The 21,999-nt window shown below is 33.6% G+C and carries 20 protein-coding genes; 9 read left to right on the top strand and 11 right to left on the bottom strand.

Annotated features, from left to right (window positions below):
• Positions 1-212 precede the first annotated feature (212 nt).
• The 9 genes from BN2665_RS00270 to BN2665_RS00230 form a co-directional block, all read right to left on the bottom strand.
• Entirely contained in the window at positions 213-1,133 is a 921-nt protein-coding gene (locus tag BN2665_RS00270) for a helix-turn-helix domain-containing protein (protein ID WP_055665126.1), read from the bottom strand.
• Between the two features lie 111 nt (positions 1,134-1,244).
• Positions 1,245-1,607 (bottom strand): SHOCT domain-containing protein, encoded by a 363-nt coding sequence (locus BN2665_RS00265; protein WP_055665125.1) that lies wholly within the window; start codon positions 1,605-1,607, stop codon positions 1,245-1,247.
• A 256-nt stretch (positions 1,608-1,863) separates the two neighbouring features.
• On the bottom strand, positions 1,864-2,295 hold the full coding sequence (locus BN2665_RS00260) for a hypothetical protein (protein WP_055665124.1): 432 nt from the start codon (positions 2,293-2,295) through the stop codon (positions 1,864-1,866).
• 192 nt (positions 2,296-2,487) lie between these two features.
• The gene (locus BN2665_RS00255) at positions 2,488-2,910 is read right to left on the bottom strand and encodes a YjdF family protein (protein WP_055665123.1); all 423 of its coding nucleotides are present in this window, start codon (positions 2,908-2,910) and stop codon (positions 2,488-2,490) included.
• Between the two features lie 208 nt (positions 2,911-3,118).
• Positions 3,119-4,564 carry a 6-phospho-beta-glucosidase gene (locus BN2665_RS00250; protein ID WP_055665122.1) on the bottom strand — a complete coding sequence of 482 codons (1,446 nt, stop codon included), beginning with the start codon at positions 4,562-4,564 and terminating at the stop codon, positions 3,119-3,121.
• A gap of 142 nt (positions 4,565-4,706) precedes the next feature.
• Positions 4,707-6,080 carry a PTS sugar transporter subunit IIC gene (locus tag BN2665_RS00245; protein WP_055665121.1) on the bottom strand — a complete coding sequence of 458 codons (1,374 nt, stop codon included), beginning with the start codon at positions 6,078-6,080 and terminating at the stop codon, positions 4,707-4,709.
• A 49-nt stretch (positions 6,081-6,129) separates the two neighbouring features.
• A complete protein-coding gene (locus BN2665_RS00240) occupies positions 6,130-6,435 on the bottom strand; it encodes a PTS sugar transporter subunit IIB (protein ID WP_055665120.1) in 306 nt (101 codons plus the stop codon).
• Between the two features lie 266 nt (positions 6,436-6,701).
• The gene (locus BN2665_RS00235) at positions 6,702-7,004 is read right to left on the bottom strand and encodes a PTS sugar transporter subunit IIA (RefSeq protein ID WP_055665127.1); all 303 of its coding nucleotides are present in this window, start codon (positions 7,002-7,004) and stop codon (positions 6,702-6,704) included.
• A gap of 151 nt (positions 7,005-7,155) precedes the next feature.
• Positions 7,156-9,831, bottom strand: a complete 2,676-nt coding sequence (locus tag BN2665_RS00230) for a sigma-54-dependent transcriptional regulator (protein ID WP_055665119.1) — start codon at positions 9,829-9,831, stop codon at positions 7,156-7,158.
• 421 nt (positions 9,832-10,252) lie between these two features.
• On the opposite strand from BN2665_RS00230, the gene BN2665_RS00225 reads away from it, so the two are divergent.
• From BN2665_RS00225 to tkt, 7 genes are all read left to right on the top strand, one after another.
• A complete protein-coding gene (locus BN2665_RS00225; RefSeq protein WP_055665118.1) occupies positions 10,253-12,229 on the top strand; it encodes a BglG family transcription antiterminator in 1,977 nt (658 codons plus the stop codon).
• Entirely contained in the window at positions 12,222-12,671 is a 450-nt protein-coding gene (locus BN2665_RS00220; protein WP_055665117.1) for a PTS sugar transporter subunit IIA, read from the top strand. Before BN2665_RS00225 ends, BN2665_RS00220 begins: the two co-directional genes overlap by 8 nt.
• A 19-nt stretch (positions 12,672-12,690) precedes the next feature.
• Positions 12,691-13,005: a PTS fructose transporter subunit IIB gene (locus BN2665_RS00215; RefSeq protein WP_055665116.1), complete on the top strand. Its 315-nt coding sequence runs from the start codon at positions 12,691-12,693 to the stop codon at positions 13,003-13,005.
• A gap of 19 nt (positions 13,006-13,024) precedes the next feature.
• On the top strand, positions 13,025-14,077 hold the full coding sequence (locus BN2665_RS00210; protein WP_055665115.1) for a PTS fructose transporter subunit IIC: 1,053 nt from the start codon (positions 13,025-13,027) through the stop codon (positions 14,075-14,077).
• A gap of 42 nt (positions 14,078-14,119) precedes the next feature.
• Positions 14,120-14,773: a bifunctional 4-hydroxy-2-oxoglutarate aldolase/2-dehydro-3-deoxy-phosphogluconate aldolase gene (locus BN2665_RS00205; protein WP_055665114.1), complete on the top strand. Its 654-nt coding sequence runs from the start codon at positions 14,120-14,122 to the stop codon at positions 14,771-14,773.
• A 16-nt stretch (positions 14,774-14,789) separates the two neighbouring features.
• Entirely contained in the window at positions 14,790-15,437 is a 648-nt protein-coding gene (fsa, locus tag BN2665_RS00200; RefSeq protein WP_055665113.1) for a fructose-6-phosphate aldolase, read from the top strand.
• Between the two features lie 90 nt (positions 15,438-15,527).
• Entirely contained in the window at positions 15,528-17,519 is a 1,992-nt protein-coding gene (gene tkt / locus BN2665_RS00195) for a transketolase (RefSeq protein ID WP_055665112.1), read from the top strand.
• Between the two features lie 180 nt (positions 17,520-17,699).
• On the opposite strand, the gene BN2665_RS26095 is transcribed toward tkt, so the two are convergent.
• Both BN2665_RS26095 and BN2665_RS00185 read right to left on the bottom strand, forming a co-directional pair.
• Positions 17,700-19,148 (bottom strand): serine hydrolase, encoded by a 1,449-nt coding sequence (locus BN2665_RS26095; RefSeq protein ID WP_074042180.1) that lies wholly within the window; start codon positions 19,146-19,148, stop codon positions 17,700-17,702.
• A 247-nt stretch (positions 19,149-19,395) separates the two neighbouring features.
• A complete protein-coding gene (locus BN2665_RS00185) occupies positions 19,396-19,989 on the bottom strand; it encodes an MBL fold metallo-hydrolase (protein WP_074042179.1) in 594 nt (197 codons plus the stop codon).
• A 174-nt stretch (positions 19,990-20,163) separates the two neighbouring features.
• On the opposite strand from BN2665_RS00185, the gene BN2665_RS00180 reads away from it, so the two are divergent.
• Positions 20,164-20,919: an MBL fold metallo-hydrolase gene (locus BN2665_RS00180; protein WP_055665110.1), complete on the top strand. Its 756-nt coding sequence runs from the start codon at positions 20,164-20,166 to the stop codon at positions 20,917-20,919.
• Positions 20,920-20,998: 79 nt separating this feature from the next.
• Positions 20,999-21,999: transposase (locus tag BN2665_RS00175; protein WP_195892637.1), on the top strand; the 1,001-nt coding region annotated here is incomplete at its 3' end.

Raw genomic sequence — 21,999 nt, 5'->3', positions numbered from 1 at the left:
TGGTGGTACGCGGCTTCGTCCTATAGATTGTTTCGGAAATTGAGCAGCTTTTGATTCAAGGCATGATTTAAGCTTGAAATCAAACTGCTCTCTTTCTCGGCTCAACTTCCGAATCCAACTCTATTCAAATTGTACACTGCCAATTGTTAATAAAAAAAGTGCTTCCCTACGAAAAGGTTAGCACTTTCTCTCAAATAATTTTGGTATATATCTTATTTCATGTTTAATTCTTTTACGGGCCTTGCTTCAATGTATCCTCTATATCCCATAGGAGCCAACTGGAATCTAGGGCTATCTTCATCAGCCCATTGAAAACCATAAAGCTCAGGATTGTAATTTTTCATAACCTCCCAAAGCTCACTTATGGCTTCATCAAACTTTTCATCTTCATAAGGTTGCCCCTGAAAAATCATCATCTTACATGGCTGTAATTCAATTAAATCAAATCCTTCTGGAATTTCTCCAGTATAGTCAGAAGGAACTTCTACACCTTGAGTATATACCGACGTCCCTGGCTTAACTAGATTTTCCGGCATCCACATTCCAATAGGCTCATATAAAGCTTCTTTGATGCTACAAAGAATACCCCATACATCACAGCCTACTTCTTCACAATATTCAAAATAATTCTTAGCTTTAATACCACGTTTTAAAATTAATTTTCTTGCAGGACGTTGAATCACTTGAACAAAAACTGTTTTGACATTTTTGAAATTAGAACCTTTACACATGTTATCCTCTCCTTTTTGTAGCATAAGGTAATAACCACGGATACTACTTGGCATAAAAAGCTTCAGCGGAGGAGTATTTTTACAGTAGTATTGAGGAGTCATACCAAACTGCTTAGAAAAGGCCCTCGTAAACCCTTCGTGCGAGTCAAAAACAAAATCCAGTGCAATATCAATTATTTTAATATCCTCATCTCGCAATTTAATAGCCGCCTTAGACAAACGAAGTGCTCGAATATATTCGAAAGGCGTTTTACCTATTAATTCCTTAAAAATTCTTGTGGAATGCCAGGGCGAATATCTAGCCGCATTTGCAAGCATATAAAGAGTTATTGGTTCGGTTATATGATTTTCAATATAGTTTTGCATACGATATACCGCATTTATCTTTTCCCAATTATCCATGTTATCACCTCCTAAATAAAGAATAACACCTTATTACGTTTCTTTGCTTGACCTGCTTTGCTAAAAATTTCAAGTTAAAACTTACTTTTAAAATATCATCTACAGTTTGTCCTACAACTTTTCATTTAATATTTCACTCTTCTTCTTTTCAAATTCTTCTAAGGTTATTATTCCATCATCCTTTAAAGCTTTTAATTTTCTTAATTTCTCTTCAAAATCTAATTCATTGTTAGTAAAAACATTATTTTCGTAATCTGTAGAGACTTCAATCTCATGGGTGGCTATGCCCCTATTTCCAAAGGCATTAATCCCATGGGACGCAGTCATTATAATGGCAATCAAAGTCCAAAAGAGTCCAAATCCCCCAGTACTAGGTAACACTATAAAAATACCTATCCCTACAAACACTATACCAACTATAAAACCTACAAAGGATTCGCCTCTACTAGGTTTAACTCTAATATTTCTTCTCATAAATTCACTCCTTAGATTAGATTCTTACGTAAGTCCCTCGTAAATGAGCATATTATTACTTAATGAGAATGTTAGATCTAATATATGCTTTTACTTTAAATTATACCATTTATTGTATTCAATTTCTATTAAAGAAAGAAATATCAACTTCTCTATAAATAGCGATATCCCCAATATTGTCAATATTCCATAAAAAATAAGAATTAAAAAAGTGCTGCGCATATAAAACGTCAGCACTAATTTCTTAATAAACTATTTAACTCTCTAAATTCCTTAATATTAAAGCATCTTCACTTATATTCTCAATTCCTTTAGGTATTTTTCCATTAGGATCCTCTGTGGTTCCTCCCATGCTGTTTATTATATTCTTTGCATTTTCTATGTTTTTGTCGCTTCCTTCAACAACTACCTTACAATTTATGTTTGCTATTTCTTCAAAGCCTCCCATTCCGCTTGCCATAGGACTTGCTGCAGCTAGTGGAGAATTAGTTCCTTCTCCTATGCCATTGACCAAAACAGCGCTGGATAAGCTCGATATCTCTTTTGAACCTACAAGCCCGCTTTGGGAGTATGCATTATTTCTATGTTCATTTATATCTACAAAAGCTCCAGAAAATCCTTCATTTTTAAGCTTTGCCACAACTTCATTGGCAGTTTTTATACTATCAAAAAATCCCTCTATTTTCATCAAATCACTTCCTTTTTAATACTTAAAGCAAAATACTTATTAGTTAACATCAGTCTTATTATTTGAAAATAGCAAGAATTTATACTTTAGCTTTAACAATAATCGTTCTATGTTAGATCATTGTACAAGAGGTGTTTATAAAAGAAAAAAGTTCTCCATCCAGCAAGAAGTAGAACTCTTTTCTTTACTTATTTAATGTCCCTTATGCTTTTCCTTCTTTTTAAGCTGCTTTAATTGAAATTTCCTTTCTTCTATCAAGTTTTTTTGCTCTTTATAATTCTTTTGATTAATTAACTTATTTTCTTCATACTGCTTTTTTAAAGCTATATGAGCCTTAGTGCCTACACCATCATTTTGAGTCTCTTTTCTAATTTTTCTTTGCATCCTTTTGGGATTTTCTCTTCTTATGGTTAATTCATCCTTTAAATTAGGTGTTATACTGCTGAATTTTAAATTTTTAAATTCTTTTAGGATAAATTGATACACTTCTTCATCTTTAGTCTCTGCCCCAAAAGTTACTTTGCATGCTTTATAACCTTCATTCTCATATGCTTCAAATACACCTATCCAAAAAGGTTCCTTGAAAAAAAACGTTAATTTAATTGATGTTATCATAAACATCTCCTCCTGTTAAATTAAAATCTCTAGAGAATGGACAACCCCAGGAGGGCAGGTTACTGCTATATTAAATTTATATAGGTTCTGACTACCAACAGAAACTGTGTTTTTATCTCTATTTACTAATTTATCAAAATTATTTATAAAATACAATAAACTATATGTTTTTTAAATTTTATTGAAATTACTATTGTATTGTAAATTACTATTCCAGATCTTCACCGTTGGTTTCAATGACTTTCTTATACCAGTAGAAGCTCTTTTTCCTTGATCTAGCTAAGGTTCCCCTTCCTTCGTTGTCTTTGTCAACATATATAAAGCCATAACGCTTTTTCATTTCTCCTGTTGATGCACTTACTAAATCTATGCACCCCCAGGTTGTATATCCTAAAATCTCCACGCCATCAATATTTACAGCATCCCTCATAGCTTTAATGTGCTCTCTTAGATACTCAATTCTATAATTATCTTCTACATATCCCTTTTCCTCTGGTGTGTCTGAAGCTCCAAGCCCATTTTCAACAATGAATAGTGGTTTTTCATAGCGGTCATATAATGAATTTATTGTGATTCTAAGTCCAAGAGGGTCAATCTGCCATCCCCACTCACTTGCTTTTAAGTGCGGATTCCTCAAGGTTTTAAACACATTGCCTGCGGTTTCTGCATTTACCTTTGGATCTGCACTAGTCAATCTTGAAGAATAGTAGCTGAAGGAAATAAAGTCAACTGTGTTGTTCTTTAAAATTTCCGCATCGCCTTCCTCCATAACTAAGTTAATATTCATTCTTTCCAGCATTTTCTTTGCATAGTTTGGATACTCTCCACGAGACTGTACATCTATGAAGAAATAGTTCTCTCTATCTCTTCCCATTGCCTTCCATACATCTTCTGGAGCACAAGTGAATGGATAAGTATTTGCAGCAGCCAACATGCAGCCTATCTTGAATTCTGGATTTATTCTACGGGCTATTTCTGTTGCTTTTGCACTGGCAACAAGCTGGTGATGAGCTGCCTGATACTTTACAGCCTCCTGATTTTCACCTTCTTCAAACACTAAGCCTGCTCCCATAAATGGAAGGTGCAGCAGCATATTTATTTCATTGAAGGTAAGCCAGTATTTTACTTTATTTTTGTAGCGATTGAAGATTACTTCGCATAGCCTTTCATAGTAATCCACCATCTTGCGACTTCTCCAAGAGCCAATTGTCTTCACAAGGTTCATTGGCACATCAAAGTGAGTTATTGTAACTAATGGCTCAATACCATACTTTAAGCACTCATCAAACACATTGTCGTAAAACTTTAATCCCTCTTCGTTAGAAACTTCATCATCACCATTAGGGAATATACGAGCCCACGAAAGGGATAAACGGAAAGTTTTGAAGCCCATTTCTGCAAACATTGCTATATCCTCTTTATAATGATGATAAAAATCTACTGCTTCATGGCTAGGATAGTAGTGCTCACTATCACATTCCAACATCTTCATTTCACCCTTCATCACTGGAAAACGGTCTTTACCTGCAGGTATAACATCAACGGTAGATAATCCCTTATGCCCCTCTAAATATGCGCCTTCGCATTGGTTGGCAGCAGTAGCTCCTCCCCACAAGAAACCTTCTGAAAATCCTTTAACTATCTTATTATTCATTGATTTCAACTCCTTTTTTGTAAAAGTAAGTACATAATAAATACGCACTTTCTTCAATCTAAATTATGGTTATTCTAAATCTTTTCTATGAGTAAATAAACAAGCTGTTTCCAAGCAGCTTGTTTACCTAGAATTTATTAGATTATGCTAGTTCTCCTTCTGCTATAGCTTTTTCATTCTCATATGTCTTTTTATCTAATGCATTGAAGAAAGGAATGTAAATTACCGCAGATAAAACTATTGCTACGACTTGGAATAATGCAACTCTCCAGCCTTCAGCCCCACCTGCCAGGAATCCTGACATTATTACTGGTGTTCCTAATGGAATTATAGTTGTTAATCTTGGAAGTACATTAATAACTGTTAGGAAGTAAGCAGATAAAGCTGTAATTAGTGGTGCAGCTATCCATGGAATAATCATATATGGGTTAAGAACCATGGGAACTGCAAATACTATAGGCTCGTTTATACCACATATATTTGCAAGGAAAGCAAGTTTCCCTAAAGTTTTGTATTGCCCACTTCTGGCCCTTAAAGCCATGTAGATACATAGACCTAAGGTCATACCTGAACCACCAACTAAGGCATAAGCACTGAAGAAGGACCTGTTTATTATATTTGGTAGTTCAAATAAAGATGTTCCAGCATTCATAGCTGTTATATTAGCGGTTGTAAGTGATGTCCATAGCGGGTAGAATATTGGAAGAATTATAGCTGTTACACCATGGATACCAAAGAACCATAGAAGCTGTGCTATAAAAATTGCAAATATAAAGGACCATATACTATTTCCTAAGAAAGCTTCCATTGGTGCTTGAATTAATGTATAAACCACTGAATGTAATCCTGTTATATTCTTCATTGGTAAAAGTGTAACTACTTTATTTAAAAACATAAATAAAATTATTATAACAAAGCCTGGCATAAGTCCTGCGAAGGATTTTGCGATTGTTGGAGGTACTCCATCAGGCATTTTTATTGATAGACCTTTGTCTAAAAGCCAGTTATAGATAACTGTAGAAACTAATGCTACAATAATAGCTACGAATAATCCCTTTGAGCCTATCCACTCGTAAGGGATTACATTTGATGATGGTACTGCAACTCCTTTAGCCAGCTCAATTTTGTTTGAAGACAAAAATCCATTTATAATATTAGCTGTATTGTTTATTGGAGTAATAGCGAGGAATGTAAATAATGCGATCATTCCTGCTACCCCTTGATCCTTTTCAAAGTACTTGGCAAGGTTGTAAGCTATGAAAAATACTGCATAGATTGCTAGTATGTCGTTTGTTATAGTGTTTGGTATTGCTAAAAATGGCTTCAAGCCTATTTTTGTAATAAACTCTTGGTAGGGCTTTATAGCTAATGAATTTAATAAGGAGAAAATAGAACCTATAATTATAACTGGCATTAATGACATAAATCCATCGCTGACTGCCTTTAAATATTTGTTTGAAGCTATTTTATTAGCAGTTGGTATAACTTTTTCTTGAATTGTTTCTTTAAAACTCATTTTCCCATCTCCCATCCTTTATTTTAATTAAAACAATTTATATTTTTATTTATTTTGCTAAATCTAAAGCCATCTTTAAAACTTTTTCACCATTCATCATTCCATAGTCTATGCTGTTTATTACAGATACCGGAATTCCCTTTGGTTCATAAGCTTCCTTGAATTTCTTAAGCATAAAACTTACTTGAGGTCCTAGTAGCAAAACATCCGTATCGTTTTCATATTCCTTAAACTTACTTTCTGCTATAGCCCTTATTGTAACCTCCTGCCCAAGCTTTGTTGCGGCTGCCTGCATTTTGGTAACTAGAAGACTTGTTGACATACCGGCTGCACATATTAAAGTGATCTTTTTCATTATATTTTCCTCCTTTTAACCGAAGCACTGAGCAATTAAAGATTGCTCCTTAAAGCCCCTTTAAGACTTTAAGCTCCCTATTGATTAAATTTTATTTTCATGTAATCATTATCAGCAACTATCGTGCCAAAACTCTTTTTTGCTTAAAACTTATTGAAAACCCTTGATAAAACAAGACTTTTCATTTATTTATTTTTTCTGTGTCTTATGTGGGTTGACTATTTTATCAAGTGGGTTACTCATATCTATCATCTGTGTTATTTTAATTATTTCTTATTTAATTCATACATATCAATAAACTCTTGAGCTAAATCTCTTACTGTCATTGCATTCATAAGATGGTCCTGTGCATGTATCATGAGTAATGATAATTCTACTTTATTTCCTGCTGCTTCATTTTGTATAAGGTTTGTTTGATAATCGTGAGCCCTATCTAATGCCTCTGAAGATTCAGTCATAAGTTCTCTAGCCTTTGCAATGTCTCCAGTCTTTGCACTTTGAATAGCCATCATAGCTTTGCTTCTTGCGTCTCCCCCGTTTACTATTAAGTTCATGATTATTTCTTCCATATATATTTCCATCCTTCCTGTAATTAGTTTAATTATAGTGTTGCTTCTTATACCCATATCTATATAGCAACTTCCGTGCCAACCCACATTATTTTAAAACATAATCTTTGAGTTAAATGTAAAATTAAAAATGCGGAAATTAATCCGCATTTTAAACATGTTTTTTATGATCAAAGAAACTCATGATATAGCATATTTCATCCTCAGGAATAGTTATATCATACTTTTTATTTAAGAACTGAGCTGCTGCTTTCACTACTTTATACATATTCTTATTCTCTGCTATAAACTTATCCTTTTCATCAAACTCCTCAATCAGTTTGCCTCCAGCTTTAACTCTATCCAGCATGCATCCTATATGAAAGGTTACACCTATCAAAATATTTGTGTCCATCTTAATATCAAGGTCAGTTTCAATATTTTTGATAAATCTTTTAATATCCTTCAGCGCTTCCTTGCCATCAATTGCTGAAAGCATGCTTTTTAGAGTATCACCCATTTTTATGTAGGTAGATTCTACATCGATTAGATTTTGCATAGCTTCGGCTGCTTTATTTTTGAGTACATCTTCTAAGCTAAATTGAGGTATTTTACTATCTAACCTAAAGGAGCTCACAATGCTTATGACATTGTATTCCTTCTCAATATTTTTAAGCCTTGAGTAAATGCTCTCCTTGCCTACAAGATTTAAAGGAAGAATCTCAAGTATTTTGCTGTCAAACTTCAGCTGTTTAAATAGCATATTCTTGATGGCAACGGCACTGCCTTCTCCAGTAGTGCATACAGTTACAACTGCAAGCTTTTGAATATCTTCTTCCGATTCCTCGTCTATGATCTCATTTTGCATTAAGCTAAACACGTTAAAGGTATCCTTATATACCTCATCAAGGGTATACCCCATCGTGGCCTTTCTTGTCGCCTCTATTACGTGCAGTGTACTTACCAAAGGCAATGATCGAGTTTTTACACCAAACTCCTCTTCAACCTCTCTTCCAAAGGTAGTTAAAGATCCCATATCTACGAGGAATAATATATCTGAGTTTACCTTTGCCTGACGAAGATACTCTCTCACTCTAGAAATAACCTGCTCTGGCTTCTCTTCTAATGGAGCATTTATACCAACAGCATATTTCACCCCTAAGAGCCTGTTTGCAGCATCAACCATGGAAGTGGCCGTTGCAGCCCCATGTGCTATTACTATTACATTGATATCTTTCTTTTGGTCTTCTATATCTCTCTCGTCGTAAGCAAGGAACATTGCAAGAAAGCCAGCCTCATCAATGGGCATTGATACATCTAAGGTTCTATCTATTATTTTAAGACAATGAAGAGCTGTATTGAACTCTCTGCTGTACTGTGTTCTTATCCATTTAAGCTGAGGGTTTACAATTTTCTTATTTTTTCTTATTCTTTCTATGGAATTTGCTATATGCACAGCCATTCCATAATAAACTCTTTCACTTAACTGCCTTCCAAGACTTTCTTCACTGAACCTGATTATCTCTTCCACTACTCCGATAATTTCGGGATCAATAAAGTTTTCAATGCTGGATATATCTATTCTTCTATTTACACTATGAAGGTAGCTTTTAAAGTAATCGCTTATATCCCTTTCCATTTCTTTTTCAAGTTTTTCACTACTTATACCTTTGCTCCTAAGCTCGTGAACTCTTAGATCTATCATTTCATATATATTTTCATTATTTTCTTCTTCATCATAGAGCATGGTTTCTTTTGTTTCATCAAATATACAGTATCGTTTATTGATTCCAATAAGCTTATTCCAAAGCTGGCGGTGCTCTATTTCCTTATATAGCCCCTGCTTTATATATTGAGGCAGCTCAAGGCTGCTTATTTCAATTTCCTCTTTATCCTGTGACAGAAAATCAGCATAGGCCTTTGCACAAACAAGTTGTATGTCCGTCTTAAGCTGACCTACATTACTTTCACAATGATAACTTAAAAAGGCTCTCATGGAGTTAACTGATACTCTTATCTGTCTTCCAAGCCTTGAAGTCTCTTCTCTGAAAAATTGGCTTATAAGATTGAAGCGCTCTTCAAGGCTTCGTTCACTTAAACTTGGAATCCTTATAACCATAGGAATTCTTCTAGTAAAGGTTTTAAGCAGAGTTGAATCTGGATTTTCAGTCGTAGCAGAAACTATTAACACAGAAGCATTTCTTTCCGACTCAGTTTCTCCAAGTCTTCTAAAGGTTCCTCTGTCCATAAAAGTAAAGAACATTTCCTGCCCCTCAGGGGGAAGTCTGTGAACTTCATCTAAAAAGAGTATGCCGCCATTTGCTTTTTCAATTAATCCTGGCTTATCTGCATCTGCTCCTGTATAAGCACCCTTTTTAGATCCAAAGAGCTGACTCAAAAGAAGCTGTGGGTTATTTGAGTAGTCTGCACAGTTGAAGGTTATGAAGGGTGAATTTTCCTCCGTTTTCTTCATCTCAATGGCGTACTTGTGTATAATCCCTGCAAACATTGACTTCCCAACACCAGTTTCACCTAAAATAAGCATATGAAGACCCTTTGGTGGATATAATACAGCAGCCTTTGCTTGCTTAATTGCGGAGTGCAAGCTTTCATTGCTGGCAGATAATCTATCTAATATTGTCTCTTCTTTTTTATTTGTCTTTGCTAAGGTGAAAAGTACAGGCTTTCCTTTTCCTTTAACAACTTTTCCTTCATCACAAAGCCTGTTTAAGTCTTTGCTCACATTAGCTCTATCAAGGTTAAGGGCATCAGCAATTTCTATTGCGCTTACTCCCTTCTCACCGCCAAGCTCCTTCAGCTTTTCGTATACAGCTTCAATTCTCTTCATCTGAATCACTTCCACTTCTTCTGGTTCTATAATTACCTATTATTATGCTGATACATTAAAAAACTGTCAATAAGCATCTATTTAATAAGGTAGTCTAATTTCCTTAATAAAAAAAGAGAGTTGCTCCATTAGGAGTTCTTTTATTGCTTCAACGATTTCATCCCCCTGTTGAAATAGCGTAACATGCTCAATCGATACTTCAACGAGAAGACCTGCATTTCTCATATATTTTATAAAAACATAATATTTAGTTATAATAATTATAATTATCTATAGAAACAATGAAGAAATCAGTTGAATTAATTCGTAAATTGCTACATTGTTGTAGAAATGATATGTCATATATATTGGAGAAAAAGCGTGATAATATAGAAGCATAAAGAAAAGCGCTTTTTTTCTATATAAAGGGAGGAAAATGATTATGGACAATTTAACTACTCGGCATAAAGATTTATTAAAAATGCTGTTAAGTGAAGAGGATTATAAATCCATGAATTATTATTCTAGTATTTTAAATGTTTCTCCAAGAACTTTATATAGTGACATTAATGCAATTAATTGCTCTATTAAAAACTTCCATATGGAAGTTGATAGGAAGCCAGGTCAAGGTATTAAATTAGTAGGCAATCTATCAGAAAAAATGGAACTATTACATTCTCTAAGTTCTAGCAAAGAAAAAGAGCAAACTTTTTCTACAAAGGAGAGACAATTAGAGATAGCAAGGCTTCTATTGGTTGAAGAGAAAACGATATCCTATCAAAAGTTGTCAGATTATTTTTTAGTCAGCAAAACTTCTATAGCAAAGGATATGGAGGTAATTAGCTCTTATTTAAACGAGGAAACTGTCTCAATACAATCAAATAAAAAAGGAACTAAAATAATTGGAACTGAAGTTCAAATGCAATATTCTTTAAAGGTTTTTACAAATCTTTTATTAGAAGAAAATAAATGCTTAGCAGAGGAAGATTTCTTTAAAGTAGGGCCAAAGATATTAAAAAAAGTATATCCAGATAAAATCGTAGAAATGGCCTTTAAAATATCTAATGATATTGAAAATACTTTAAATGTAGATTTATCAGATCATTACTTAAAATCCTTAGTTGTGACCTTAATAGTATTTATATATAGAATATCTAAAAGAAATCATGTGTATTTTGAAAGGAACTTCGTATTCGAAGAGATAAAGACTTTAGAAACTTACTTGATAGCTAAAAGCATATTAGAAGTTATTGCTAAGGAGTTAAATATTGGCTTTAGTGAAAGTGATATAGACTATTTGAATAGACAGCTTATGGCTCATGGTTTAAAACCCAAAATAAAAAATGAAGCTGAAACAAAGAAATACAGAGAAATAGTATCTGGCATAATTAAAGAAATGAGTACAGTAATGCATGTAGATCTTACAAAGGACCAGAAGCTATTCGATGGAATTATATTTCACTTAATTCCAATGGAATACAGACTTAAGATGGGATTAAGGATTCAAAATCCTTTATTAAATGAGATAAAAACACAATATTCAGTAACATTTAGTGCAACCTGGTATGTAATGGCTAAGGTAGAGGCGGCATTAGACATAACCCTTACAGAAGATGAAGTAGCATTTATAATGGTACATTTCCAAGCAGCCATTGATAGAAATATGCAAGTTAAAAAGATTCTAATAGTATGTCCTACAGGTATAGGATCCTCTGAGTTGATTGCAAACAAAATAAAGAGATTCTTACCATCACAGGATATAGTAGAGGTTGTACCTATGCGTAAGGTTTATGAAAATGATATTGATAATGTAGATCTTATAATTTCCTCAGTTCAATTAGATATAAACAAGAAACCTGTAATTTATGTTTCACCTTTGGTAACCAATTCCGATTTAAAAAATATCTCAAATTTCTATGCTGATATTTTTTATAGAGATAATTCCCTAGAAAATGGAATTGAAAAGTATAGCTTTAAACACCTTTCAGAAGTTTTAGATATGGATTTTATTTTTGCAGGTCGCAGCTATAATTCTAAAGAAGAATGTCTTATGGAAATTATAAAAGCTATGGAAGAAAAACAAGAGGTATATGACGGGTTTAAGGAATCTATTTTAGAAAGAGAGAAACTTGGAACCACCGCCTTAGAGTCAGGAGCTGCGATACCACATGCATCTCCAGAGACTGTTAAAAACAGTAAAGTAGCTATTATGACTTTGAAAAATTTCATTCGTTGGGACAACAGATATGTAAATACTATTATTTTAATATGCATTGCCAAAAAAGATATACACAAAATTAAGAATATCTTATCTGAGATATATCAAATTGTTGAAAATAAAGATAATATTAATCATTTATTAGTCGGAAAAAAAGAAATAGAAATATTCGAAGTTTTGGGGGGTGTTGTAGTTGATTAATAAAGAATTAATCGTACTAGATTCAGATTTATCAAACAAAGAAGATATTATTAGATTTTTAGGAAAAAAAGCTTATGATTTAGGATACACTACTAATTTAAATCAATATATTGAAGCCGTAGAAAAAAGAGAAAAGGAATTTTCAACAGCAGTGGGATACGGAGTAAGCATTCCCCATGGAAAATCAGAAGCTGTCAATGAAGCATTCATTGCTTTTATGAGGAGTAAAAATCCTATTTTATGGGATGAAGAAGACCATGGACCGGTCAGATTGATATTTTTAATAGGAGTTCCTGAAAATAAAAAGGAAACATTGCATCTAAAGATATTAGCTCAAATAAGTAAAAAGCTTATGGATGAGGACTTTAGAAATAATATGATTAGTGAAAGCAAAGATAAGGTTTTTGAATTATTAATGGAAATTGAAGAAAATATAAAATAAATTTGAGGAGGAATTAAAAATGAAAATTGTAGGAGTTACAGCATGTCCAACAGGGGTCGCACATACTTATATGGCACAAGAGGCTTTAGAAAAGGAATGTAGAAAAAGAGGTTATGAAGTTAAAATAGAAACTCAAGGAAGTATAGGAATTGAGAATGAATTATCGCAAGAAGAGGTAGATGCAGCAGATGTTGTAATATTAGCGGTAGCTGTGCTTATAGAGGGAGAAGAGCGTTTTGAAGATAAACTGATTTTAAATGCAGATGTTAATGATGCTATTTCTCATCCAGCAAAAATTATTGATGCAGCAGAAAAGCTTTTTAATATTAAATAACAAAAAGGAGAGGAAGATAATGAAGGTTAAAGCAGTCTTAAAAGAGATTCAAAAATCATTTTTAAGTGGTGTATCTTTTATGATGCCAGCTGTTGTGGCTGGAGGTATAATGTTAGCTATTTCCTTAGCTACTGGTGATAAAACTCAAACTGGTGTAGTTATAACAAATGCATTCATGAAGCAAATCAACCTTTTAGGTAAAGCTGCTTTTGCAATGATGATCCCTATTTTAGGTGGTTATATATCATATACTATTGCTGGTAAACCAGGTTTAGCTCCTGGCATGATACTGGGTTACCTTGCAAATAATCCAGTAAACGTAAACGGTGTTGATGTAAAATCAGGATTTTTAGGAGCTATGCTGCTTGGAGTTGGAGCTGGATATTTAGTAAAGTGGATGAAAACTTGGAAGGTTAGCAAAACAATTAAAACCATCCTGCCGATTTTAATTATTCCTACTATTTCAGTGTTTGTACTTGGCTTACTTTATATCTATGTAATAGCTAGCCCGTTATCTATATTTATGGGTGGTCTTACTAGTATTATGAGCAGCTTAAACGGAAGCAGTGCAATATTACTTGCAATCTTTATTGGGTTATTTGGTGAAGTTGATATGGGTGGTCCTATCACAAAATCTGTATCCATGTTTACTTTAGCATTAATGAACGAAGGAATATATGAACCAAATGGAATGTTTAGAATAGCAGTAGCAGTTCCTCCTATAGGAATATTTTTAGCAACTCGCTTCTTTAAACACAAATTTAATCAAGGAGATAAGGATACTGCCGTTGCAGCAGGTATTATGGGTTTAATAGGAATTACAGAAGGTGCCATCCCCTTTGCAGTTGCCGATATAAAGCGTGTTCTTCCATCAACAATGATTGGAACAGCAGTAGGATGCGTAGTTGGAGCTATAGGAAAGGTAAAATGCTATGTTCCACATGGCGGTTTTGTAGTTCTGCCAGTTGTAGACAATAAGCTTTGGTTTATTGCAGCAATTATTATTGGATCTTGTGTTACTGCAGTACTTTTAGGAATTTTAAAACCTACTATAGAAGAACCTGTTGCATAGATAATTAGAAATAATAAAATTTTTAATTGGAAAGGTGAAGATATGAAAGAGAAAATAGTTCAATTCATTGAAGAAAACAAGATAATAGCAATTTGCAGAGGAATCTATGGACAAAATCTAGTTGATCTAGTTTCCGCTCTTTACGAAGGTGGAGTAAAATTAGTAGAAGTTACCTTTGATCAAGGGAATAAGGATTGTATTAAGAAGACCTCAGAAGCCATTAAGCTACTAAATTCAACCTTTAACGGCGAGGTAAAGATTGGCGCAGGAACAGTAGTTACCCTTGAACAAGTTTTTGCGGCTAAAAGTGCAGGAGCAGAGTACATCCTATCGCCTAATGTAAATAAGGAAGTTGTACAAGCTGCAAATCAGCTAGATATGGTTACTATCCCAGGGGCAATGACTCCAACAGAAATATTAGAAGCACATTTTGCAGGAGCAGATTTTGTAAAGTTATTCCCAGCAGGAACCTTAGGATTAACTTATGCAAAGGATTTACTTGGACCTATTAATAATGTTAAATTCATAGCTACAGCAGGTGTTACTCCAGATAATTTGGGAGAATTTCTTAAATTAGGTTTCTCAGGAGCTGGAATAAGCAGCTATCTTACAAGTAAGAACTTGGTTAATGAAAAGAAGTTTGACATCCTTAAAGAACATGCTGAAGAGTTAGTAGCTATTTCAAAAAGAATTTAGGGAAGGTGTAGATATTATGAAATTTTTCTTAGATACAGCAAATGTAGATGAAATAAAAAGAATCAATGAGTTAGGATTAGTAGATGGTGTTACAACAAACCCTACTATAATTTCAAGAGAAGGTAGGGATTTTGAAGAAGTTATTAAGGAAATTTGTAGTATTGTAGATGGACCTGTAAGTGCAGAAGTAATTTCTTTAGACTCAGATGGAATGGTTAAGGAAGCTAGAGAATTAGCAAAATGGGCTGATAATGTAGTAGTAAAGATTCCTATGACAGAAGCTGGCCTTAGGGCTGTGCACATATTGTCTAAGGAAGGAATAAAGACAAATGTGACATTGGTATTTACTGTAGCTCAAGGATTGATGGCTGCAAAAGCTGGAGCAACATATATAAGTCCTTTTTTAGGAAGATTAGAAGATATAGGAACGGATAGTTTAGCTTTAATTAAAAATTTAAGAAAAGTTTTAGATCTTTATGATTATAAATCAGAGATTATAGCCGCTAGTGTTAGAGGGATAAAGCATGTAGAAGCAGTTGCAGAGGTAGGCTCTCATATTGCTACAATTCCAGGGAATCTATTCCCTAAATTATGGTCTCATCCATTAACCGATAATGGAATTGAACAATTTTTAAAGGATTGGGACAGCTTTAAAAATAAATAGATCTTCTTATTTTCTCTTTTACCATTTAAAGTATATAATTAAGGTAATAGAAAATGTAAACAGTGTATTATGTGAAAAGGAGGAAGGAAGATGTTCGATAAAATTGATCAATTAGGAGTAAATACAATACGTACACTGAGCATAGATGCAATCCAAAAAGCTAATTCGGGACATCCTGGATTACCAATGGGAGCTGCGCCAATGGCTTATGCTCTATGGACTAAGTTTTTAAAGGTTAATCCAAAGTCTTCAAAATGGGTAGATCGTGATAGGTTTGTTTTGTCTGCTGGACATGGTTCAGCCATGATATATAGTTTACTTCATTTAGCAGGCTTTGAAGTAACTATTGAAGATTTAAAAGCATTTAGACAATGGGGAAGCAAGACTCCAGGACATCCAGAGGTACACCATACCCATGGAGTTGAGGCAACCACAGGCCCTTTAGGTCAAGGAGTTGCAATGGCAGTAGGACTAGCTATGTCAGAAGCTCATCTATCAGCAGTTTATAATAAGCCAGGATATGATATAGTAGATCACTATACCTACGCTTTATGTGGAGATGGAGATTTGATGGAGGGTGTATCCCAAGAAGCTGCAAGTATGGCCGGTCATATGAAGCTCGGAAAATTAATCTTGCTTTATGATTCAAATGATATTTCCTTAGATGGTCCTACTTCAAAAGCATTTACAGAAAATGTTGGTAAGCGTTTTGAAGCTTATGGCTGGCAGCATATTTTAGTTAAAGACGGCAATAACTTAAAAGAGATTTCTAAAGCTATTGAAGATGCTCGAAAAGAAAAGGACAAACCTACTATAATTGAAGTTAAAACAGTAATAGGTTTTGGAGCACCTCTTCAAGGAACTTCAAAGGTTCATGGTTCACCACTTGGAGCAGAAGGAATTCTAGAGGCTAAAAAGATATATGAATGGAATTATCCTGCTTTTACTGTTCCAGAGGAAGTATCAAAGCGTTTTAAAGAAACCTTAATGGATACAGGAGAAGTAAAAGAAAATGAATGGAAAGAAAGTTTTGCTTCTTATAAAAAAGCTTATCCTGAATTAGCAGCACAATTTGAACAAGCTTTCTCAGAGGAGCTTCCACTAGGATGGGATAAAGATTTACCTGTATATGATGAAGGCGCAAGTTCGGCTTCACGTGTTACAAGTAAAGAAACAATTCAAGCTCTTGCAAAGAATATTCCATTTTTCTGGGGTGGATCAGCAGATTTATCCTCTTCTAATAACACAACTATAGCAGAAGAGAAGGATTTTGAAGCAGGTCAATATGAAGGACGCAATATCTGGTTCGGAGTTAGAGAATTTGCTATGGCAGCTGTTATGAACGGAATTGCATTACATGGAGGAACAAAAGTTTATGGAGGAACTTTCTTTGTATTCGTGGATTACTTAAAAGCAGCTATAAGATTAGCAGCTCTTCAAAAGCTTCCTGTAACCTATGTATTAACTCATGATTCCATTGCAGTAGGAGAAGATGGTCCAACTCATGAGCCAATAGAACAATTATCAAGTCTACGTGGATTACCTAATCTTTCAGTAATTCGTCCAGCAGATGGTAATGAGGTAGTTGAGGCTTGGAAATTGGCTATAACCACAAAGGATCATCCAACAGTATTAGTTCTTACTCGTCAAAACCTACCTGTGATTCCAGGGACAAAGGAATTGGCTTCTGAAAATGTCAAAAAAGGTGCTTATGTAATTTCAAAACAAGAAGGAGCTAAGCCAGAAGGTATATTAATAGCAACAGGATCAGAGGTGGATTTAGCCATTAAGGCTCAGAAGGTTTTAAAAGCGCAAGGTAAGGATGTTTCAGTAGTATCTATGCCAAGTATGGATTTATTTGATAAGCAGGATGAAGCTTATAAAGAAGCCGTATTGCCAAAGGATGTTCGTAAACGTGTAGCTATTGAAATGGGTGCAAGCTTTGGATGGGAAAGATATGTAGGCTTAGATGGAGCAACAGTTACTATTGATCACTTTGGCGCAAGTGCCCCTGGAGGAAAATTAATAGAGGAATTTGGATTTACCGTTGAAGAAGTAGTTAAAAGATATTCTCAGCTATAGTAGGATCTATAAAAATTATAATTTGATGGAGCTAGATTTGAAATACTTTAGTGTTTCAATAATCTAGCTCCATTTTTAATTCTTCACTCTATTTTTAAGTTCTTTAACTTCATTATTTAGATTATTTCCTTTTCTTTATGCCTATCACGAGTATATCTAATGAGTACTAATAAAACAAAGTTAATTTTTTTTACCCGCCATTAAAGCACCTGCAAGTATGGTTATTATTCCCAGTCCAGTTAAAAATCTAAAATCAATGCTTGATCCTGTTTCAGGAAGTACAGGCTTTACTTCCACTGGTGTTTCTGTTGGTACTTCTGCTTTTGTTTTCATAGCTTCATATACAGCATTTGATATTTCCTTGCTTAATGGGTATGGACTAGGGTAAGCATTATTCTTATTTAGTCCATTATTTTGTTTATTGGTCAATACTATTATTTGAATATTATTTGTTCTATCAAAGATAACTTGTGTTCCAGTAAAACCAGCATGTCCAAAATTTGTCTTTGGTTTTAAAGTTCCCATATACGAATCTTTATTAATTTCCCATCCATAACCTTGATCAAATCTTTGTGGTTTTATAAACTCATTTAAAACCTTTTCATCATAAATTGATACATCTCCATAGCTGCCTCCATTTAGCATAAGCTGTCCTAAAATTGCTAAATCTGATGCAGTTGAAAACAATCCAGCATGACCTGCTATTCCCCCATTAGCATAGAAACTGTTGCCATCATTTACTTCTCCAACTAAAGTGTAATTTCTCCAATTTTTAAAATCATCTACGTTTTCATCACACACATAAGGCTTGTCAGTAGCTATCATTAGGTACTCATACGGATTTCCCCATGAAGTAGCCGCAATTCTATTTTTTAAATCTGCAGCTGGCACAAATTTAGTATCCTTCATATTAAGTTTCTGATAAATTTCTTTCTCAAGATAAGTATTTAATCTTTCTCCCGTTATTTTTTCTATAATAAATCCTAAGGTCATAAAACTAAAATCACTATACACACGTTTTGTTCCTGTTTCATATTCTAGTGGCAAGTCACATATAAACTTTAGTTCATCTACTGAGTTATTTACATGGTAGAAGGTTGGTTTCCATGGAGTTAATCCTGAGGTATGTGTTATTAAATCTTCTATTGTAACCTTTTCCTTCCCATTCTTAGCAAACTCCGGTATGTACTTAGCTGCTGTGTCTTTCATATTCAATTTTCCTTCGCTAACTAGCTTCATAATCCCCTGAGTAGTAGCCATAACTTTAGTAACTGAAGCTAAATCGAATATTGTGTCTTCCTTCATTTGTCTTGGATTTTCTAAAAGCTTACCCATATCATATTTTTGCGCATATCCATAGGCTGTATTCTTAACAATTACTCCATTTTTCGCTACTAACACAACAGCACCTGGAGTAATTCCATTGTTAATATGTTTGTTGACAATGGAATCAATTTCGTTAATTTTTGCTGAATTCAACCCAACCTCTTCTGGAGTACCTTTTTTTAGTACTGTATTTGTTTTTTTCACTTGATTCTCCTCTGCTCTAACACTAACTCTTGGTGTCATCACTACTGAAGATAACAGTGTAACTGATGTTAAAATACTTAGAAATAACCTTCCTTTCATAAAAAAGCCTCTTTTCCATATAATATATTTTAACTTTAAAAGTTAATCTAAAATAAGTGAAAATACAAAATTTTGTACATTGACAATAAAAAAATATTAATGCTTCTACAATGTACATTTTTTTGTATATTCATATTATACTATATTATCTAAATATTTTCAATATTTAATTGGTAAAAATTAATAAAAAAGCTAGTTATCTAAACTACTCTTTTTAAATCAATAAGCCCTATGGATTCTATGTTTGCTAGTAAGAAAGTAGAGTATATGACTTCCCATGAGCTGGATAAATTTTAGTCACATTATAATCTTGTATCAGCTTCCAACTTTCTTTGATGATTTCATCATTATAGGCTTCCATAAGTGCAAACTCTGGGAGGTCTCCGGTAAAAGCACAGCACCCATCAATAACAAGGCTTATGCTATCATCAGTATGTCCTGGTGTTTGTATTATCTCACCATCTATTCCCACATTTTTAAGAAACTTTCTGCTTTCCGCACTTGATATTACAATATTATCTTCTCTTGCAATATCCTTATAATTAAATTTGGGATTCTTCTTAAAAAAGTTATTTAACTTCTCTACAAAAGAAACCTGATTCTCATGTAAAACTAAGTTAACTCCAAGATTTTTTAAATCTTGTGCAATACCAGCATGGTCTGGGTGAAAATGAGTGACTACTAAATATTTTATATCAGGTATCTGAATATCATTTTCTTTTAATAAGCATAGAAATTGATTAAGAGTATCTGGCCAATCAGTATCAATCATTATCCATCCAGAGTTGGATTCAATGAGGTAACAATTCGTTAATTTACATGTTAAATTTAATATCTTCATATATACTCACCTTTAATATCTAATTATTATACTGTTCTCAATAATAATATTGATAGTTACAATCTTTTAACTCACTATGTTCTTCTTACGTACATTGCCTTACGCCTGTATATAATATATTATATTTATATTAACTCCCAAATTCAATTTATAAAAAAGAAAGGTGGATATTAAATGACTTTATTAAAAGTTACTGAAAGAGTTTATTTTCTTGCCAATGAACAAGAAACTGATAGACCATTATTAGGTTACATCAAAGGAGATAAGTATTCCCTTATGATTGATGGTGGAAACTCAAAAAATCATATAGAAAAGTTTAATAAGTTCTTAAAAGAATCTAATTTAAAAACGCCAGATTACGCAGCTATTACTCATTTTCATTGGGATCATACCTATGGAATGCACTCCATCGAAGGAAAAACCATAGCCTGTGAAATAACTAATGAAAAGTTAAAAATCATGGCTAAGTGGGAATGGTCTGATGCTGCAATGAAAAACCGTCTATTAACTGGTGAGGATATCGAATTTGCAGATACAAATATCCGTAAAGAATATCAATGTTTACAAGACATAAAAGTAGTAACAGCTGATATAGTATTTAATGATGAATTAAAACTTGATTTAGGTGGTATTAATATTATTCTAAAGAATGTTATTGCCCCTCATTCAGAAGACTCCGTTATAGTTTATGTCCCTGAAGAAAAAGTGGTTTTTATTGGAGATGCTTATAGCAAAGATTATTATGATAATTGTAAATATGATCCGATTAAAATAAAAAGTTTTGCTAACACCTTAGAAAATCTAGAGTTTAATACTTGTTTTGTAGGACATTCTAATCCTTTGAAAAAAGAAGATATTATTAGATTTTTAAACTCACAATATGAGCAAATGGAAGGGGATGTTGCACAACTAACTAAACTAAATAGTTAGCTGCGCAGCAGCTTCTTTTTTTGTTCGAAAAATTAAAATGCGGCGCCCGTGGGCACCGCAAGTGTTGTATAATTATAGTATGCAAAAACCAAATTATCAACATAAAAATTATACTTCATCAAATGGATATTATCAACTGGTTCTTCCATTTGATTTTGAAATGTTGATACCTGAGGATGATTCAGTCCGCCTGCTTAGCCAAATATTGGAGGGATTAAATTACGAAAAATTATACAAGGCGTACTCTTCCGTTGGAAGAAAACCGGCAGTGGAACCTAAAATCCTATTTAAGGTATTAACATATGCTTATTCAAACAACATATATTCGAGTAGAAAGATTGAAACAGCATGCAGAAGGGATATTAACTTCATGTGGTTACTTCAAGGCGCGAAAGCACCGGATCACGCTACAATTGCTAGGTTTAGAAAAGAATATTTATCAGAAGCAGTGGAAGACTTGTTTTATCAGCTAGTTCAATATCTTCATAGTATAGGAGAAATCAATTTTGAGAATCTTTTTGTAGATGGAACGAAAATTGAAGCAAATGCTAATCGCTACACTTTTGTATGGAAAAAAGTTGTTAATAAAAATGAAAGCAAGATGTTTGAGAAGATACAGTCTTGCATTGAAGCTGTTAACTTAAGCTTTATGACAAACTTTGCTGTCGCAAAGGATAACACTGCTCAGGATATTAAGAAAGTACTTGACTTTATTAATCAAAAGATAAATGAAGAAAATATAGAGCTAGTTCATGGTATTGGTAAGCGCAAATCAAAGCTTCAGAAATTCAAAGAGGAGCTAGAATGTTACTATGAGCGTCAAGAGAAATACAACATGCATAATGGGATATTCAATGGAAGAAATAGTTATTCGAAGACTGACCATGATGCAACTTTTATGCACATGAAAGATGATCATATGCGCAACTCACAGCTAAAACCAGGTTACAATGTTCAAATAGGAGTAGAAAGTGAATATGTAACTGGTGTTGGTATATTTCAGGATAGAGCTGATATTACTACACTAATACCATTTCTAGATGATATGAAATCAAACTTAGGAGTTAAATATAAAAATAT

It is taken from the genome of Desnuesiella massiliensis, from assembly GCF_001403615.1.
GTDB classification, from domain to species: Bacteria; Bacillota; Clostridia; order Clostridiales; family Clostridiaceae; genus Desnuesiella; species Desnuesiella massiliensis.
Note: the sequence above shows the minus strand (reverse complement) of the source record. Positions and strands in the feature narration are given on the sequence as shown.